General features: G+C 67.1%; 17 protein-coding genes. 9 read left to right on the top strand and 8 right to left on the bottom strand.

The window, feature by feature from the left end; translation table 11 throughout:
* The first annotated feature begins 140 nt into the window (after positions 1-140).
* Positions 141-821 (top strand): Hint domain-containing protein, encoded by a 681-nt coding sequence (locus tag AC04PT_RS14580; protein ID WP_482874448.1) that lies wholly within the window; start codon positions 141-143, stop codon positions 819-821.
* 102 nt (positions 822-923) lie between these two features.
* Here the strand turns inward: AC04PT_RS14580 and AC04PT_RS14575 are convergent, their stop codons facing one another.
* On the bottom strand, positions 924-1424 hold the full coding sequence (locus AC04PT_RS14575; RefSeq protein WP_482874447.1) for an Lrp/AsnC family transcriptional regulator: 501 nt from the start codon (positions 1422-1424) through the stop codon (positions 924-926).
* Positions 1425-1614: 190 nt separating this feature from the next.
* Here AC04PT_RS14575 and trxB point away from each other — a divergent pair, with 190 nt between their 5' ends.
* The gene (gene trxB, locus AC04PT_RS14570) at positions 1615-2625 is read left to right on the top strand and encodes a thioredoxin-disulfide reductase (protein WP_482874446.1); all 1011 of its coding nucleotides are present in this window, start codon (positions 1615-1617) and stop codon (positions 2623-2625) included.
* Positions 2626-2741: 116 nt separating this feature from the next.
* Here the strand turns inward: trxB and AC04PT_RS14565 are convergent, their stop codons facing one another.
* A complete protein-coding gene (locus tag AC04PT_RS14565) occupies positions 2742-3269 on the bottom strand; it encodes a DUF6647 family protein (RefSeq protein ID WP_482874445.1) in 528 nt (175 codons plus the stop codon).
* Positions 3270-3373: 104 nt separating this feature from the next.
* Between AC04PT_RS14565 and AC04PT_RS14560 the strand changes: the two genes are divergently transcribed.
* Both AC04PT_RS14560 and AC04PT_RS14555 read left to right on the top strand, forming a co-directional pair.
* Positions 3374-4279, top strand: a complete 906-nt coding sequence (locus AC04PT_RS14560) for a LysR substrate-binding domain-containing protein (RefSeq protein ID WP_482874444.1) — start codon at positions 3374-3376, stop codon at positions 4277-4279.
* 122 nt (positions 4280-4401) lie between these two features.
* Positions 4402-6480, top strand: coding sequence for a bifunctional sulfate adenylyltransferase/adenylylsulfate kinase (locus AC04PT_RS14555; protein ID WP_482874443.1), 2079 nt, complete (start codon positions 4402-4404; stop codon positions 6478-6480).
* 91 nt (positions 6481-6571) lie between these two features.
* Here AC04PT_RS14555 and AC04PT_RS14550 read toward each other — a convergent pair whose 3' ends face one another.
* Genes AC04PT_RS14550 through AC04PT_RS14540 form a run of 3 tightly spaced genes read right to left on the bottom strand, consistent with a single transcriptional unit; the run spans position 6572 to position 8101 of the window.
* Entirely contained in the window at positions 6572-7456 is an 885-nt protein-coding gene (locus AC04PT_RS14550) for a PhzF family phenazine biosynthesis protein (protein ID WP_482874442.1), read from the bottom strand.
* On the bottom strand, positions 7456-7683 hold the full coding sequence (locus AC04PT_RS14545) for a DUF1150 family protein (RefSeq protein ID WP_482874441.1): 228 nt from the start codon (positions 7681-7683) through the stop codon (positions 7456-7458). The genes AC04PT_RS14550 and AC04PT_RS14545 overlap by 1 nt, the downstream gene beginning before the upstream one ends.
* A 4-nt stretch (positions 7684-7687) precedes the next feature.
* Positions 7688-8101, bottom strand: coding sequence for an Hsp20 family protein (locus tag AC04PT_RS14540; protein ID WP_482874440.1), 414 nt, complete (start codon positions 8099-8101; stop codon positions 7688-7690).
* 159 nt (positions 8102-8260) lie between these two features.
* Between AC04PT_RS14540 and AC04PT_RS14535 the strand changes: the two genes are divergently transcribed.
* From AC04PT_RS14535 to AC04PT_RS14515, 5 genes are all read left to right on the top strand, one after another.
* A complete protein-coding gene (locus AC04PT_RS14535) occupies positions 8261-8485 on the top strand; it encodes a YdcH family protein (RefSeq protein ID WP_482874439.1) in 225 nt (74 codons plus the stop codon).
* A gap of 164 nt (positions 8486-8649) precedes the next feature.
* The gene (locus AC04PT_RS14530) at positions 8650-8913 is read left to right on the top strand and encodes a hypothetical protein (RefSeq protein ID WP_482874438.1); all 264 of its coding nucleotides are present in this window, start codon (positions 8650-8652) and stop codon (positions 8911-8913) included.
* 83 nt (positions 8914-8996) lie between these two features.
* Positions 8997-11861: a S8 family serine peptidase gene (locus tag AC04PT_RS14525; RefSeq protein WP_482874437.1), complete on the top strand. Its 2865-nt coding sequence runs from the start codon at positions 8997-8999 to the stop codon at positions 11859-11861.
* A 110-nt stretch (positions 11862-11971) separates the two neighbouring features.
* On the top strand, positions 11972-12460 hold the full coding sequence (gene purE / locus AC04PT_RS14520; protein WP_482874436.1) for a 5-(carboxyamino)imidazole ribonucleotide mutase: 489 nt from the start codon (positions 11972-11974) through the stop codon (positions 12458-12460).
* On the top strand, positions 12453-13535 hold the full coding sequence (locus tag AC04PT_RS14515) for a 5-(carboxyamino)imidazole ribonucleotide synthase (RefSeq protein ID WP_482874435.1): 1083 nt from the start codon (positions 12453-12455) through the stop codon (positions 13533-13535). The genes purE and AC04PT_RS14515 overlap by 8 nt, the downstream gene beginning before the upstream one ends.
* A 288-nt stretch (positions 13536-13823) precedes the next feature.
* On the opposite strand, the gene AC04PT_RS14510 is transcribed toward AC04PT_RS14515, so the two are convergent.
* The 3 genes from AC04PT_RS14510 to AC04PT_RS14500 form a co-directional block, all read right to left on the bottom strand.
* Entirely contained in the window at positions 13824-14981 is a 1158-nt protein-coding gene (locus tag AC04PT_RS14510) for an alpha-D-ribose 1-methylphosphonate 5-triphosphate diphosphatase (RefSeq protein WP_482874434.1), read from the bottom strand.
* Complete coding sequence (locus AC04PT_RS14505) at positions 14974-15714, bottom strand: alpha/beta fold hydrolase (RefSeq protein ID WP_482874433.1); 741 nt, start codon at positions 15712-15714, stop codon at positions 14974-14976. The genes AC04PT_RS14510 and AC04PT_RS14505 overlap by 8 nt, the downstream gene beginning before the upstream one ends.
* A 188-nt stretch (positions 15715-15902) precedes the next feature.
* Positions 15903-16730 (bottom strand): DMT family transporter, encoded by an 828-nt coding sequence (locus tag AC04PT_RS14500; RefSeq protein WP_482874432.1) that lies wholly within the window; start codon positions 16728-16730, stop codon positions 15903-15905.

The following is a 16730-nucleotide window of genomic DNA, read 5'->3' as shown; positions in this document are numbered from 1 at the left end:
GTACACATGCTATGACGGCACCTCATCGCCCACATTTGCGGGCACTGACCGAACAGTATTCCACGCCAGTTCCCGGACGGCTTCCACCCCCCCGACCCGAGGCAAGACCCGGCGCGCACCCGCAGCGCAGCACCGTGCCGATGCGACGCATCGAGGTCAGCGGTCTGCGGCCCGATGGCTCTGTCCACGACAGTTCGCACGTGGTGCCGCAGGTGCCGCTGTTCGAACGTGCCGTTTCGGGATTTGCGCGCGGCACGCTGGTGGCGACGCCCGGCGGGCCGGTGGCGATCGAGGATCTTCTGCCGGGCGACGTGGTCGACAGTACGGCCGGGCCGCAGCCGGTGGTGTGGATCGGGGCGGCGACCATGGTGCCGGGGCAATCGGCGCAGGGGTCGCTGTTGCGCGGGCTTTTGCGGGTGACGGCCGAGGCCTTCGGAATGGGCCGGCCCGGCAGCGATCTGGTGCTGGGGCCGGGTGCGGCGCTGTTGCACAATCCGCCGCAGTTGCGCGCCGCCAACGGGCAGGGCCACGTGCTGACCCCGCTGTCGGACTTCGCGGATGGCAACAGCGTGTTCCAGGTGATGCCGCCGTCCTCGGTGCGGGTCTATCACCTGCGGCTGCCGCGTCATGCCGCGGTGGACGCCGGCGGGCTGGAAATCGAGAGCTATCACCCCGGCAGCGGCACCGTCGAGCGCATGGCCGATTCGGTTCAGGGCCTGTTCCTGTCGCTGTTTCCCGACGTGCGGCATCCGCGCGACTTCGGCCCGGTGGCCTTTCCCAAGGTCGAGCGCGAGATGCTGGAAGGGTTGCACGGCGGATAGGACGCGCGACGGCGGGGCTTTGCCCCGCGCCCTGCGGGGCCACCACGACAGGATATTCGACCGCAGGAAACGCCGGGACGGGTTTGTCGACGGCGTTTCTGGTCAGGCGCTTTTGCTGAGACGGTCTTCGAGCACGTCGAACGGTACGCCGGGTTCGTCCTTGGCGCCGCGGATCACCAGCGAGGTCTTGACCGAAGCGACGTTGGGCGCGGTCAGCAGTTCACCTGTCAGGAAGCTCTGGAAGCTGGACAGGTCGGGGGCCACGCATTTCAGCACGAAGTCGACCTCGCCGTTGAGCATGTGGCATTCGCGGACCAGCGGCCAGGCGCGGCAACGGTCCTCGAAGGCCGAGAGGTCGGCCTCGGCCTGGCTGACAAGGCCCACCATGGCGAAGACCTGCACCTCGAATCCCAATTCGCGGGCGTCGATGTCGGCGTGGTAGCCGCGGATATAGCCCTGCTCCTCGAGCGTGCGCACGCGACGCAGACAGGGCGGCGCGGAAATGCCGACGCGTCGCGCCAGTTCCACGTTGGTCATGCGGCCATCGGCCTGAAGTTCGGCAAGTATCTTGCGATCGATCGGATCGAGTCGGGTGCCCGGCATGTTCCCCTCCGCCAGAATTGCGATTGTTATAGCACCTTGGTAGGGCGGCGCAATAATGTTTCGCGGATCGGCAACTTTATTCGCAAGCTCCCGGCGCGGGCTGCATGGCCGGCCTGCGCGGGCTTTTCGTTGCCGCGCCGGGGGTCTATATGCGGCCCCTGACAGATACAATACGCCAGGGGGCAGAGACATGGCCGAGACACGCCACACCAAAGTTCTGATCATCGGCTCCGGCCCCGCGGGCTATACCGCCGGGGTCTATGCCAGCCGCGCTATGCTGGAGCCGATCCTGGTGCAGGGGATCGAGCCGGGCGGGCAGCTGACCACCACGACCGAGGTCGAGAACTGGCCCGGCGACACCGAGGTTCAGGGCCCGGACCTGATGGTGCGGATGGAGGCCCATGCCAAGGCGATGGGGACCGAGATCATCGGCGACATCATCACCTCGCTGGACATCTCGAAGCGGCCTTTCACGGCGAAGGGCGACAGCGGTACGGTCTATACCTGCGATGCGGTCATTCTGGCCACCGGCGCACGGGCGAAGTGGCTGGGGCTGCCGTCCGAGGAGGCCTACAAGGGCTTCGGCGTTTCGGCCTGCGCGACCTGCGACGGGTTCTTCTATCGCGGGCAGGAGATCGTCGTCGTGGGCGGCGGCAATACCGCCGTCGAGGAGGCGCTGTTTTTGACCAATTTCGCGTCGAAGGTGACGCTGCTGCACCGGCGCGACGAACTGCGGGCGGAGAAGATTCTGCAGGAGCGTCTGCTCAAGCATCCCAAGATCGAGCCGATGTGGTTCCACGAGTTGGAAGAGGTGATCGGCGAGAGCGATCCCAAGGGCGTGACCGGCGTGCGCGCGATCAACACCCAGACCGGCGCGGTCACGGTGATCCCGGCCAAGGGTGTGTTCATCGCCATCGGTCACGCACCGGCGACCGAGCTGGTCAAGGATTCGCTGGAGCTGCACAACGGCGGTTACGTGAAGGTCGAGGCGGGATCGACGCGGACCTCGGTGCCGGGGGTGTTCGCGGCGGGCGACCTGACGGATCACGTCTATCGGCAGGCGGTGACGAGCGCCGGGATGGGCTGCATGGCGGCGCTGGATGCGGAGAAGTTCCTGGCCGAGCATGGCGAGGCGGAGCGCGGCGCCGAGGCGGTGACCGAGCCGCTGGGCTATGGCGCGGAGAACCCGGTTCAGGGGTGATGACAGGGGATGAATGCCGCCCGGCGTCCCGGACCTGATCCGGGACCTCATGGCCGGCGTTGAGGCAGAGCTCCCGGATCGGGTCCGGGACTGCGGAGCGTGGCGGGGCTGTCGGGTCAGTCCGGGTGGATGTCGCGCGGGGTGCAGCCGGATTCGAGCACCACGGCGATCCAGTTGACCTCCGGTTCGAGGCCCAGCGCGTTCAGCCACCGCTGTTGCAGCCGGTAGGCGGGCAGTTCCTGTACGCCGGGGCAGTACCAGTGCCCGGCCTCGGCCTGCCGGTGGTGGGCCATCTCGTGCAGGAGCGTGCTGACGTCGAAGGGGTCGCGCGGGCGCCACGGGCGGACGAGATAGATGACACGCGCCTCCGGATCATAGAGGCCGCGGCGGTGCGGGGCATCAACGCCGAGGTGCGAGGGTGCCAGCGCCGCGGCACGGGCGGCGGAGACCATCCGCACCTCGGGCGGTGGCCTGCGGGGCAGGTCGGTCTCGGCGTCGAGCCAGCCGTCGAGGTGCGCCATCAGGGCGGGAAGGCTTCGCGCCTCGCGCCAGGCCAGCGGGTCGGCGGCGGCGGTCGTGGTCAGCAGCAGGCACAGGATCAGCGGGCGCGCCAGCCTGCGGGCGGCGGCGGTGAGGGACAGCATGGTGTCCTCCGTAAGGTTGGTGATGGAATGCTTTGATGTTACCCTAGCGTCAGCCTTGCGCACAAAAGATCGTTTTTCATTACCGGGTGAGGGAAATTCACCCCATGGCACGACAGCTTCCGCCCTTCGCGGCGGTCCGGGCCTTCGAGGCCGCGGCGCGACATCTGAGCTTCAAGAAGGCGGCGGAGGAATTGTGCCTGTCGCCCTCGGCGGTGTCGCACCAGATCCGGGCTCTGGAGGCGTACCTCGATACGGCGCTGTTCGAGCGGGACGGCAACCGCATGGTGCTGACGCTGACCGGGCGCGGCTATGCGGGCAAGCTGACCGGGCTTCTGAACACGCTGGATGAGACGACGCGGGCGTTGCAGGACGCCGGCAAGCGGACCTTCCGGGTGCTCTGTACGCCGGGGTTCGCGGCGCGCTGGCTGGTACCGCGGCTTGATCGGCTGGAGTTCGGCGATCGGGTGCGGCTGAGGGTGTCGACCGGGGCGCCCTCGGTGGATTTCGCCGCCAACGACAGCGACCTCGTGATCCAGTGGTCGGTGGACCGGGTGTCGGGGGTGCGCACCGAACCGCTGATGCAGTCGAGCCGCTATCCGGTGATCGCGCCGGACCTGGCCGGCGAGGTAAAGCAGCCCCGCGACCTGCTGCGGCATCGGCTGATGTATGACGAGACCGACGATGCCTGGCCGGCGTGGTTCGCGGCGGCGGGGCTTGACGACGTGACGCTGCCGCAGGGCCCGGTGTTTCCAAACTGCGAACTGGCGACGACGGCGGCGGAGCGCGGGCAGGGCGTATCGCTGGCCTATGACGCGGTGGTGCGCGGCACGCTGGCCTCGGGGCGGCTGGTGCGCCTGTTCGAGGCGGTGACCCTGCCGATGGTGATCTATTCGGTGGCCTATGCCGAGGACCGGGCGGGCGACCCGATGATCCGCGCCTTCCGCGACTGGATCTTCGACGAGGTGGCCCGCGAGCAGGTCGGCGTCAGCACGGTGTCGGCGGCGGAATGAGCCATGCGCGGGGTGCAGAGCGGTAATTCTGCCACGGGGTGACCGGGCCGCCAGTTTGGGGTTTCTTTTTCGGACCGGCGGTGCGATGTGTTCAGCGTTGAACACACTTTGAGTCGCAGGGCATGGCCGAGACCAGCGCGAAACCGATCACCGACGAGGAAGGGCAGCTCTTCCGGCTTCTGCGCCAGCTTGACCTGGCGCCGGATGCGTCGCAGCGCGCCATTGCCGAGGCGGTCGGGGTGTCGCTGGGCACGCTCAATGCGCGGCTCAAGACGGCCCAGGCGGCCGGTTTCATCAAGATCAGCGAACGTGACGGGCCGGACCGGCGCCAGCGGTTCGCCTATGCGCTGACCACGAGGGGCGCGGCCGAAAAGAACCGGCTGACCGACCTTTTCCTGGCTGGCAAACGCGCGGAATACGATGCGCTTCACGCCGAACTTACCGGAACGTCGAGTGGCTACACTCCTATCAAACACAGGACTGAACTGATGCAGAACAATCTGGCTCCGATCCCCGAGCTTTATGTCTCATACGAAAGTGCGCAGAAGCTGAAGGTGGAGGCCGGCGACCTGGTCAGCCACGACCTGACGCCGCGCCAGATCTGCGATCTGGAACTCTTGATGAACGGCGGGTTCAACCCGCTGAAAGGCTTCCTCTCGGAAGAGGACTATGACGGCGTGGTCGAGAACATGCGGCTGGCCAACGGCGCGCTCTGGCCGATGCCGGTGACGCTGGACGTGTCCGAGAAGTTCGCGGAGTCGCTGGAAATCGGCCAGGACATCGCGCTGCGCGATCAGGAGGGCGTGATCCTCGGCACCATGACCGTGACCGACCGCTGGACCCCGGACAAGAGCCGCGAGGCCGAGAAGGTGTTCGGCGCCGACGACCATGCGCACCCGGCGGTGAACTACCTGCACAACGAGGCCGGCAAGGTCTATCTGGGAGGTCCGGTGACCGGCATCCAGCAGCCCGTGCACTATGATTTCCGTGGCCGCCGCGACACGCCGAACGAACTGCGCGCGCTGTTCCGCAAGCTGGGCTGGCGCAAGGTCGTCGCGTTCCAGACCCGCAACCCGCTGCACCGCGCCCACCAGGAGCTGACCTTCCGCGCCGCCAAGGAAGCGCAGGCCAACCTGCTGATCCACCCGGTCGTCGGCATGACCAAGCCGGGCGATGTCGATCACTTCACCCGCGTGCGCTGCTATGAGGCGGTGCTGGACAAGTATCCGCAGTCGACCACCAACATGAGCCTGCTGAACCTTGCCATGCGCATGGCCGGCCCGCGCGAGGCGGTGTGGCACGGTCTGATCCGCGCCAACCACGGCTGCACCCACTTCATCGTCGGCCGCGACCACGCCGGTCCGGGCAAGAATTCGGCCGGTGAGGATTTCTACGGTCCGTATGACGCGCAGGAGCTGTTCCGGGAGTACCAGAGCGAGATCGGCGTCGAGATGGTCGACTTCAAGCACATGGTCTATGTGCAGGAGCGCGCCCAGTACGAGCCCGCCGACGAGATCGCCGACAAAGACGACGTGACCATTCTGAACATCTCGGGCACCGAGTTGCGCCGCCGTCTGGCCGAGGGTCTGGAGATCCCCGAGTGGTTCTCTTTCCCCGAGGTGGTGGCCGAACTGCGCAAGACCAAGCCGCCGCGCGCCAACCAGGGCTTCACGGTGTTCTTTACCGGGTTCTCGGGGTCGGGCAAGTCGACCATCGCCAACGCGCTGATGGTCAAGCTGATGGAGATGGGCGGCCGCCCGGTGACGCTGCTTGACGGCGACGTGGTGCGCAAGCACCTGTCGTCGGAACTGGGCTTCTCGAAGGAGCACCGCGACCTGAACATCCAGCGCATCGGCTTTGTCGCCAGCGAGATCACCAAGAACGGTGGCATCGCCATCTGCGCGCCGATCGCGCCCTACGCCGCCACCCGCCGCAAGGTCCGCGAGATGGTCGAGCAGTACGGCGCCTTCTGCGAGGTGCACGTGGCGACCACCATCGAGGAGTGCGAAAAGCGCGACCGCAAGGGGCTGTACAAGCTGGCGCGGGAAGGCAAGATCAAGGAGTTCACCGGCATCTCGGACCCTTACGACGTGCCGCAGAACCCCGAGCTAAGCGTCGAGACCGAGAACGTCGAAGTCGACAACTGCGCCCACCAGGTGCTGCTGAAGCTGGAGTCGATGGGGCTGATCGGGGCACAGTAAGCCTCGGGTCTGCCGACCGGTGAAAAGAGAAACGCCCCCGCGAAGGATCGCGGGGGCGTTTTTTGCGTTTCGTCGTGCCAGGCGAGGCGCTTTACAGATGCAGCGTGCCGCTCATCAGCACGTACGCGCCGCCGGTGACCTGGACGCCGGTGATCGCTTCGGGCGGGCCCAGCACCTCGACCTCTGCCTGTCCGGGGCGGCCCATGGCATGGCCCTGCTCGGCGGTGTAGCGGGGGCTGTCGATCAGTCCGTGGTGCCAGAGCCAGCAGGCGGCGGCGCCGGTGGCGGAGCCCGTGAAGGGGTCTTCGGGCGGGCTGGGCGGCGCCAGCAGCAGGCGGGCGAAGGTGTCGCCGGCATCGGTCGCGCCCTCAAGGGTGATCAGGTAGGGCTCGATCATGTTGATGCTGTCGGCGCCGGTGATCTTGGCAAGCCGGGCCAAGGCATCGAGATCGAGCGTCGCGCGTTCCAGCGTGGCGCGGTCGCGCAGGAGCGTGATGCAGAACGGCAGGCCGGTCGAGGCGATCTGCGGCGGGGCGAGGATGTCGTCGGGTGACAGGCCCACGGCGCGGGCGACGAGGGCGGCATCGACCGTGGCGCCGAAGCGGGGCGCGATCTGGGTCATGTGGACGGACAGGCCACCGTCGTCGCGGGTGACGTGGACGGGAATGATGCCGGCGGCGGTTTCGAGCGTCAGCTTGCTGGGCGGCAGGGTGCCACGGTGGACCAGCGCGGCGGCGGTGGCGACGGTGGGATGGCCGGCAAAGGGAATTTCGCCGCTGGCGAGGAAGTAGCGGACGCGAACATCGGCCTTGTCCGAGGGGCCGATGAAGGTGCATTCCACCAGCGAGGTTTCGCGGGTGAAGGCCATGCAGGTGGCATCGTCCAGTTGCGCCGCGCCATGGACCACGGCGCAGCCGTTGCCGCCGAACGGGCGCTGCGTGAAGGCATCGACCCAGTCGACGGCGTGGCCGGGCATCAGTGGACGGACACCGGCGCCATGTCGTATTGGCGGGCCAGCACATGGGCCAGCTTGCGATCGGCCACGAGGGCCAGCTGTTCGCCATCCTCGCGGTGCACGGCGTAGAGCACGGTCGCGCCCTGTGCCTGTTCGCGGACTTCCTCGGGGAGGTCGGCCACGGCCACCGGCTTGACATAGACGATGTTGCGCGGAACGGCGGTGCCGAAATCGTAGGTTGTGTTCATGACATTACCCTTTCCTTATGTTGATGGTCTGCACCACCGTATCGGGACGTTGCAGGGTCAGATCGACATGCAGGAGCCCGTTCTCGATCACCGCTTCGCCGACTTCGACGCCATCGGCGAGCACGAAGCTGCGCTGGAACTGGCGGGCGGCGATCCCACGGTGCAGGAACACCCGGTCGGCGGCGTCGTCGCGTTGCCGGCCGCGGATCACCAGTTGCCGGTCCTCGACGGTGATCGACAGGTCGGTCTCGGCAAAGCCTGCGACGGCCAGCGTGATGCGGTAGGACTGGTCGGAGGTCTGTTCAATGTTGAAGGGCGGATAGCCTTCGGCACCGGATTTGGCGGTGCGCTCCAACAATCTTTCCAGCTGCTCGAACCCCAGCATGTGCGGGTAGGAACCCAGGGTCAGTTTTGTCATGACACGTCCTTTAGGCAAAGCGACATCTCTTGCCCGGCCCCATGAGCGGCAACCGGATCGTAACGAATATGGTGTCGCTTCCAAGAGGGTGCAAGACCTTTGCCAAAGCCCGTCCGGTTCAGTATCGTCGGGGCCTGTCCGCAACGGAGATGTAACCGCATGAACATGCAGAGCGACCTTGAGATGAAGACCGAAGAGGTCCTGCGGGTGGAGCTCGAGGTCTTCAAGCGCGAGCACCGCGACCTGGACGAGGCGATCGACGCCCTGCAGTCCGAGGGCCGGGCCGATGCGCTGACCATTCAGCGGCTGAAAAAGAAGAAGCTCTTGCTGAAGGACAAGATTGCCTTGATCGAGGACAGGTTGCTGCCGGACATTATTGCCTGAACATGAAGTGCCTGCGTCCGGGCGAAGTTTCTGGACCGATCAAATAATTTGAACTAATAATGATCTTCGGTGGCCGTGTTTCCGGAGTTCGCCAGATGCCTATCCGATTGCACAGATTTTTACTTTTCGCTTTTTTATCGCTCTTTCTGGGAGGAGCCTGCACCGTGACCACCCCGGCAAACACCAGCAGGACAGACAGCCAGACCGATGACGGCCTTGTCACCGTTGCTGGCGTGAGGATCACCCGGGGCAATGCGGTCGACTGTCCGCAGATCAGGGCCGATGACGGGCAGGTGCATACGGTAAATTATCTTTCGCCGGCGGTCGCTATCGGCGACCGGGTCGAGGTCTCGGGGACCTACGGCGTCACCACCACCTGCGTGGGTACGGTGCTGGTGGTGCAGGACGAGACGCGACTGGCCGACTAGGCCGGTCCGGTCGACGTGCAGATTTGCTGGTTGTCGCGGCGTGCCGCGACGGCGACGATTATTAACCTTGGGGGACTTTTAACATGCCTATTCCAACCGATCCGCTGCTGGCCAACCAATGGCACCTGAACAACCCGGTCGCAGGACTTCTGGACCTGAACGTTTTTGACGTCTGGAATCCGTTCGAGGGACCGGCCTATACCGGCGCCGGCACCCGCACCTTCGTGATCGACAGCGGGTACGACTACACCCATTACGACCTGGCTCCGAACTACAATCTCGGTCTGAGTTTCGATTTCGAGACCAATATCGCCGATGCCTTCGGAGGTCCGACCGAATCGCACGGCACTGCGGTGATGGGCATCATCGGCGCCGCCGCCAACGGTATTGGCGCGGTTGGCATCGCCCATGAAACCGAATTGGTGGGCTATCGCACCGCGCAGTTGATTGGAGATCCGTGGCTGCAGGATATCCGCGATTCCATTTTCAACGCTTATTTATTCGGTGGCGATGTGACCAACATCAGCCAAGGCATTGCCAACGACACCAGCAGCGAATTCGGCAATGGCTACAATCTGTTACGGTTCGACGAGATCAGGGGTTCGATCGGGGACGCGACCGAATTCGGACGTGGTGGGCTGGGCATGACGATCGTGAAATCGGCCGGCAACTCACGTTTGGCCAACTATGATGTCAATGCCGACCTGTGGACAAACGATACCCGCCAGGTGGTTGTGGCGGCGGTCGATCAGGACGGTTTCGTGTCAAGCTATTCCAGTTACGGCGCCGCCAACCTCGTTTCGGGCTTCGGGACGCCGGGCCAGGTCTTTACCACCGACCGGCTTGGCGCCGACGGCTATGACCCCGGCGATTTCACCTCGACCTTCAATGGCACCTCCTCGGCGGCGCCGATGGTCGCCGGCGTCGTCGCGCTGATGTACGAGGCCAACGCGGGGCTGGGCTGGCGCGACGTGCAGGATATTCTCGGGGCCTCCGCGCGACACGTGGGCAGCGCCGTGGGGGCCGGGACCACCGGGTCCGAGCGCTATGCCTGGCAGTTCAACGGCGCGAGCACCTGGAACGGTGGCGGGCAGCACCACAGCAACGATTATGGCTTCGGGCTGGTTGATGCCCATGCCGCTGTGCGCATGGCGGAAAGCTGGCTGCTGAATGGCGAGGATGCCCGGACCACCGCGAACGAGGATGTGACAGGTATAAATGTCCTGAACGTCGTTACGGTGATCCCCGATGGCGATCCCGCGGGGCTTGAGTTCTCTGGTCAAACCTTCTTCCACGACATTGTCGAGCGGGTCACCGTCGAGATCGATTTCAGCACTACCTATACCGGCGATGTCGAGGTCTATCTGGTTTCGCCCAGCGGCACCGAAAGCCTGCTGATCGACCAGGCCGGCAGCGGCAATGATTTCGATGGTGTCTGGACGTTCGAATCGCAGGCCTTTCGGGGCGAGCGTGCTGCGGGCGAATGGACGGTGCGGGTGGTCGATCGGATTAGCGGTGATACGCTGACGGTGCGTAATATCGAGATTAACTTCCATGGCGCGGGCACCTTTGACGACCGGTACGTATTCACCGACGAGTATTCCGACTACGCAGGCGGCGTGTTCGGCCACCAGACCGCCATCGTCGACACCAACGGCGGCATCGACGTGGTCAATGCCTCGGCGGTCACCACAGCATCGACGATCTTTCTGGACGGGAGCCTCGGAACGATCGATGGCATTGCGGTGAGCTTCGTCAACGTCGAGGACGCGATCGGCGGTGACGGGTCCGACCTGATCTCCGGCAATGCCGACGACAACTTTCTTGCCGGCATGCGCGGCGATGACACCCTGATCGGCGGCGTCGGCTTCGACACGTTGCAGGGCGGCACCGGCAACGACACCCTCAGCGGTGGCGGCCATGCCGACCTGCTGGAAGGCGGTGACGGAAACGATTCGGTCGAAGGCGAGCAGGGCTCGGACTTCCTGATCGGTGGCAATGGGTTCGACACGCTGAACGGAGGCGACGGCAACGACCAGCTGTTCGGCGGCGGGCTGGCCGACGTGCTGCGCGGCGGCAACCAGAACGACCTTGTCCAAGGGCAGGGCGGTGCGGACATCCTGTTCGGCGACGCCGGCTTTGACACGCTGCTGGGCGGCGTGGGCAATGACCAGCTGTACGGCGGCACTCTGGCCGACGTGCTGCGCGGTGGCGCTGACAACGACCTGCTGCAAGGACAGAGCGGATCGGACTTCCTGTTCGGCGACAACGGCTTTGACACGCTGCTGGGCGGCGCGGGCAATGACCAGCTGTACGGCGGCAACCTTGCCGACGTGCTGCGCGGCGGAGCCGACAACGACCTGTTGGTCGGGCAGGGCGGGTCGGACTTCCTGTTCGGCGATGCCGGCTTTGACACGCTGCAGGGTGGCGGCGGCAATGACCAGCTGTTCGGCGGCAGCCTGGCCGACGAGCTGCGCGGCGGCGCCAACGACGACCTGCTGCGCGGCCAGTCCGGATCGGACTTCATGTTCGGCGGCTCGGGCTTCGACACGCTGGAAGGCGGCGTGGGCAACGACCAGATGTACGGCGGGTCGCAGTCCGACCTGCTGCTGGGCAACGCCGACAACGACTGGCTGTTCGGCGAGAACGGGCGCGACTTCCTGAACGGCGGCGCGGGCAACGACCGCCTGTCCGGCGGCGCGTCGTCCGACATGTTCATCTTTACCGGCCAGTTCGGCAACGACCGCATCGTCGACTTCGACGCCTTCGATCCGAACGAGGATATCAACCTGTCCGCCGTCGGCGCGATCACCGACTTCGTAGACCTGGTGGCCAACCACATGAACCAGGTGGGGGCGGACGTGCTGATCGAGGACGGCAACGGCAATTCGATCCTCGTGCTGAACGTCAATATGGCGGCGTTGGATTCCTCCGACTTCCTCTTCTGACCGACGCGGCTGCCCCGACGTGCCCCCCCGGCGCGCCGGGCAGCCGCAGGCCGGCATTGCCCTTGCCCCGCACTTGGCTATAGTGCGCGCTCCGAAACCCGGGGGACAGCATGACAGAGCCGGTTGTGGGCATCATCATGGGCAGCCAGTCGGACTGGCCCACCATGAAGGAAGCGGCGGATATTCTTGACGAATTGGGCGTGGCCTTTGAGGCGCGGATCGTTTCGGCGCATCGCACGCCGGACCGGCTGTGGGACTATGGCAGGACCGCCGTGGACCGCGGGTTGCAGGTGATCATCGCCGGGGCCGGCGGGGCGGCGCATCTGCCGGGTATGATGGCCTCCAAGACGCGGGTGCCGGTGATCGGCGTGCCGGTGCAGACCAAGGCCCTGTCGGGGGTGGATTCGCTGTATTCGATCCTGCAGATGCCGCGCGGCTACCCGGTGGCGACGATGGCGATCGGCGCGGCCGGGGCCAAGAACGCCGGGCTGATGGCGGCAGGCATCCTCGCGCTGCACGACGACGCGCTGGCGCGGCGGCTGGACGATTGGCGCGACGCCCTGTCGGCGTCCATTCCGGAGGTGCCGGTCGATGAGTGAGGCCCGGGACAAGGCCCTGGCGCCGGGATCGGTGATCGGCATCCTCGGTGGCGGGCAGCTGGGGCGGATGCTGTCTGTCGCGGCCAGCCGGCTGGGGCTGCGCTGTCACGTGTTCGAGCCCTCGGCGGGGGCGCCGGCGGGGCATGTGGCGGAAAAGGTGGTGACGGCGGGCTATGACGACGAGGCGGCGCTGAGGGCGTTCGCCGAGGGCGTCGATGTCATCACCTACGAGTTCGAGAACATCCCGACGGCGGCGCTGGACCTGCTGGAGGGGCTGCGAGAGGTCCGGCCCGGTCGCGAGGCGCTGCGGGTCAGCCAGGACCGGTTGACCGAGAAGGACTTCCTGTCGGGGCTGGGGCTGCGGGTCGCGCCCTATGCCGATGTCACCGACATGGCGTCGCTGGAAGCGGCGCTGGCGGAGATAGGCACCCCGGCGATCCTGAAGACCCGGCGTTTCGGCTATGACGGCAAGGGGCAGGCGCGGTTGTCGCGGCCCGAGGATGCGGCGCGCGCGCTGGCCGACATGGGCGGGGCGGCGGCGGTGCTGGAAGGCTTCGTCGAGTTCACCCACGAGGTTTCGGTGATCGCGGCACGTGGCGTGACCGGCGAGGTCGCCTGTTTCGATCCCGGCGAGAACGTCCACGAGGACGGCATCCTGCGGACCACCACGGTGCCCGCGAACCTGCGGCCGATGATGCAGGCGGATGCCGTGCTGCTGGCGGGGAAGATCCTCAATGCGCTGGACTACGTCGGTGTCATGGGGGTGGAGCTGTTCGTCACCCGCGACGGGCTGGTGGTGAACGAGATCGCGCCGCGGGTGCACAACTCGGGCCACTGGACACAGGCGGGCTGCGCGGTGGACCAGTTCGAGCAGCACATCCGCGCAGTGGCGGGCTGGCCGCTGGGCGACGCGTCGCGGCATGTGGACGTGGTGATGGAGAACCTGATCGGTGCCGACATGGACCGGGTGGACGAGATCGCGCGCGAGCGTGGCGCAGGGCTGCATCTTTACGGCAAGGCCGAGGTCAAGGCCGGACGCAAGATGGGCCATGTGAACCGCATCGTTTCCAAATAGAGCGCCTTGCGGCGCGCAGGAGGCCTCGGCCCCCTCCCTGTCCCTCCCCCGTGACGCCGGGGGAGGAAAGATTTGGGCTGGTCTACCCTGACGGAGTGGCGGAGAGGCCGGGGCTGCTGTTGGCGGACTTCCGGGCTCACCAAAGCAATGCTTGCGAGCGCCGCCCCGCGCCTGATCCTTGCGTGACACCGTGCTCGCGTGCGCCAAGCAAAATAGCCGTCTCCCCTCCTGCGGGGGGCCCCTCGGCGATTTGGCTTGGCACCCGATGCGCGCGGCGTCCCTTCGGGCTCAGGCGAGGGGCGGCTCCGAAGCAATGATCCGGCGGGCGGTATCGCCGGTGAGGTGGGTGACGATGCCGCCCGAGAGGGTGGCTTCGAGGCGGCGGGTCGCCGGGTCGAGGATAACCAGGTCGGCCCGTTTGCCGGGGGCAAGGCTGCCGCGGTCGGTGAGGCCGAGGATGCGCGCCGGGTTGGCCGAGACCATGGCCCAGGCGGTGGGCAGGTCGGCGAGGCCGAGATCGACCAGATCGAGGGCGGCCGTGCGCGGGCTGGGGTAGTGGTAGTCGGAGGCCAGCGCGGTGCAGAGGCCGGCAGCGATCAGGTCGCGGGCGGAGACCTTGCCCTTGTGGCTGGCGCCGCGAGCGACGTTGGGCGCGCCGAGGATGGTGGGGCTGCCCGCCGCGGTGGCGGCGCGGGCGGCTTCTTCGGTTTCGGGGAATTCGGTGAGGGTGACGGCGCGGCCGGCCCAGGTGGCGATGTCGCGGGCGGTGGCGGCGTCGTGGCTGGCGAGGGTGACGCCCCGGGCGGTGAGCTGGGCGCAGAACCTGTCGAGCGCGGCGGGGACTTCATGTGAGCGGGCGTGGAGCGCCTGCATCAGCGCGAGGTGTTTTTCCGGGTTGCGGCCGGATTTCAGCGCGGTGCCGGTGAGGCGCGGCGGGCGTTTGCCTTGCGCCAGGTGGTCGTGCGGCAGGTGGTCGTTGAAGGCGACGTAGCGGATGCGGTGGCGTTCGACCAGTTCGAGGATCGCGGGCTGGTCGTCGATCATGTGGGTCTCGACCCGGAGCTGGACGTGGAGGTCGGTGTCGAGCGTCGGGCGGACCTCATCGAGGGCGTCGAGCATGCAGGTGGCGAAGTCGGGGCCGCGCAGGCCACCCTCCCACGAGTAGAACTGCGCCAGCACGGCGGTGGTGATGCCGTTGGCCGCCAGTTCGGCCTCGGCCGAAACGAGACCCCGGCGCAGATCGGTCATGGCGCCCCGGCGCGGCGCTAGGTGGCGTTCGAACCCGTCGCCGTGCAGGTCGACGATGCCGGGCAGGATGAGCTTGCCGGTGAGGTCGACCCGGCGCTGGGGACCGAGGGTGATGCGGCCGCCGGCGATGGACAGCGGGTCGTCGCGCAGGCCCTCGGGCGCAAGCCACTGCGCGCCGGTGAAGGTCAGGTCAGTCATCGAATGTGGCATCAACGCCCCGCAACAGGCTTTCGATCAGGTCGAGTTCGGGGTCGAAACGGCCTTCGCGCAGGAACAGCAGGGTCTGGGCGATCACCACCGGGTTGTTCATCAGGAAGGTGTGGGTGACGGGCAGGGTGATATGGGCGTCCATGCCTTCGACCCGTGTGCTTTCGACGCCGACCTTGCCGTCGTCCGGCCCGGCGATCAGCGCCGAGAAATACGGGTTGAGGCTGCGGTTGCCGGCGATCACGCCGAGCTCGGCCTCGACGGGGGGCAGGCGCAGCGGCAGCATGTCGTCCTCGGTGCCCAGTTGCAGGCCGGCGGGGCCGTTGAGCCATTGGAACAGGTCGAGACCGCCGAGTTCGTCGACCAGTTCGCTGCCCTTGTTGGGTGGCGCCAGCATGACGATGCGGCCGAGCTTGTCGGGGGTGCCGTTGTCGCGCAGCCAGACGCGCAGCAGAATGCCGCCCATCGAATGGGTGACGAAATGGGTGGTCTGGTCGCCGCATTGCCGGACGGCGTCGGGCAGGGTGTCGGTGGTGAGCGTCGCGACCTCTGCGCTGGTGGAGGGGTAGGAGGGCAGCACGGTGTCGTAGCCCTCGGATCGGAGGACCTGCTCCATCACGGTCATGCTGAGATCGGAGCGGGCGAGGCCATGCAGCAGCACGACGCAGTCGGCGCGGAGGGCAGCGGGGAGCAAAAGCAGGATCAGGGCGAGGATGTGGCGCATGGGGGCGAGATAGGCGCTGCGGGCGGACAAGGGAAGGGGGACGTTGCGCTCCGGTTACCAAGGCGGGCCGGGGGGCTGCCGACCTGCGGCCGGGGGGCCATGGTTGGCGGGGAGGTCCCGGCGCGGGGGCCGGGGCAGCGGGGCACCTGCTGCAATGTCCGGGGCGTCCGGGAGGGGCAGCGGGCGGATCAGCGGGCCTTGAGCGACAGCGCGACGCCGCCGAGAACGAGAATGGAGGCGAGGATGAAGCGCAGGGTGAGCGGTTCGGCGAGGACCAGCATGCCGCCGGCCATGGCGATCACCGGGACGGTGAGTTGCACCACGGCGGCGGTGGCGGCGCGCAGTTGCGGCAGCACCGTGTACCAGAGCGCGTACCCCATGGCGGAGGTCAGGGCGCCGGAGGTGACGGCGAGCAGGGCACCGCGCAGGTCGAGGGCGTCGGGCTGCGCCGCGAAGGCGAGGACGCCCAGCGGAACCGACCACAGGAAGGAGGCCGCCATGGTGGGCAGGGGCGCGCCGGCGCGGCGGCCGATGAGCGAGAACAGGCCCCAGCCGATCGCGGCGGCGGACATCATCGCGAAGCCCAGCGGATCGGGCCGGGCGGCACCGGGCGCCATCAGCCAGGCTAGGCCGGCGAAGGCGATCAGCGCGCCGGCGATGCGCAGCGGCGGCAGGCTTTCGCGCGACAGGATGGCGCCGAGGAACATGGTGATCTGAACGCCGCCGAACAGGATCAGCGCGCCGGTGCCGGCGGGCAGGGTGACATAGGCGAAAGAGAAGCCGAGGACATAGAGGCTGAGGGTGAGCACCCCGGGCAGCAGCGCGGCGCGGGGGGCGAGGCTGCCCGCCTTGCCTTGCAGGGTCACGATCAGCGCCAGCAGAGCCGCGCCCGAAACGATGCGGATCAGGGCGAAGCTGGCGGGGCCGGTGGTGCCGGTCTCGAGCGCCAGGCGGTTCAGCACCGAATTGGCCGCGAAGGCCACCATGACCAGCGCGGTGAGAGCGACAAGGCGCAT

It is taken from the genome of Litorisediminivivens sp. KMU-197, assembly GCF_056858395.1.
The sequence above is the reverse complement of the archived record's forward strand: the minus strand, read 5'-3'. Positions and strand labels throughout refer to the sequence as shown.

Bases quoted from the DNA above. Each gene is read 5' to 3' on its own strand.
- AC04PT_RS14555 (WP_482874443.1), top strand. From the start codon at position 4,402: ATGGCCGAGACCAGCGCGAAACCGATCACCGACGAGGAAGGGCAGCTC.
- AC04PT_RS14525 (WP_482874437.1), top strand. From the start codon at position 8,997: ATGCCTATTCCAACCGATCCGCTGCTGGCCAACCAATGGCACCTGAAC.
- AC04PT_RS14545 (WP_482874441.1), bottom strand. From the start codon at position 7,683: ATGAACACAACCTACGATTTCGGCACCGCCGTTCCGCGCAACATCGTC.
- AC04PT_RS14535 (WP_482874439.1), top strand. From the start codon at position 8,261: ATGAACATGCAGAGCGACCTTGAGATGAAGACCGAAGAGGTCCTGCGG.
- AC04PT_RS14575 (WP_482874447.1), bottom strand. From the start codon at position 1,424: ATGCCGGGCACCCGACTCGATCCGATCGATCGCAAGATACTTGCCGAA.
- trxB (WP_482874446.1), top strand. From the start codon at position 1,615: ATGGCCGAGACACGCCACACCAAAGTTCTGATCATCGGCTCCGGCCCC.
- AC04PT_RS14505 (WP_482874433.1), bottom strand. From the start codon at position 15,714: ATGCGCCACATCCTCGCCCTGATCCTGCTTTTGCTCCCCGCTGCCCTC.
- purE (WP_482874436.1), top strand. From the start codon at position 11,972: ATGACAGAGCCGGTTGTGGGCATCATCATGGGCAGCCAGTCGGACTGG.
- AC04PT_RS14500 (WP_482874432.1), bottom strand. From the start codon at position 16,730: ATGCGCCTTGTCGCTCTCACCGCGCTGGTCATGGTGGCCTTCGCGGCC.
- AC04PT_RS14580 (WP_482874448.1), top strand. From the start codon at position 141: ATGCGACGCATCGAGGTCAGCGGTCTGCGGCCCGATGGCTCTGTCCAC.
- AC04PT_RS14515 (WP_482874435.1), top strand. From the start codon at position 12,453: ATGAGTGAGGCCCGGGACAAGGCCCTGGCGCCGGGATCGGTGATCGGC.
- AC04PT_RS14510 (WP_482874434.1), bottom strand. From the start codon at position 14,981: ATGACTGACCTGACCTTCACCGGCGCGCAGTGGCTTGCGCCCGAGGGC.
- AC04PT_RS14565 (WP_482874445.1), bottom strand. From the start codon at position 3,269: ATGCTGTCCCTCACCGCCGCCGCCCGCAGGCTGGCGCGCCCGCTGATC.
- AC04PT_RS14540 (WP_482874440.1), bottom strand. From the start codon at position 8,101: ATGACAAAACTGACCCTGGGTTCCTACCCGCACATGCTGGGGTTCGAG.
- AC04PT_RS14560 (WP_482874444.1), top strand. From the start codon at position 3,374: ATGGCACGACAGCTTCCGCCCTTCGCGGCGGTCCGGGCCTTCGAGGCC.
- AC04PT_RS14550 (WP_482874442.1), bottom strand. From the start codon at position 7,456: ATGCCCGGCCACGCCGTCGACTGGGTCGATGCCTTCACGCAGCGCCCG.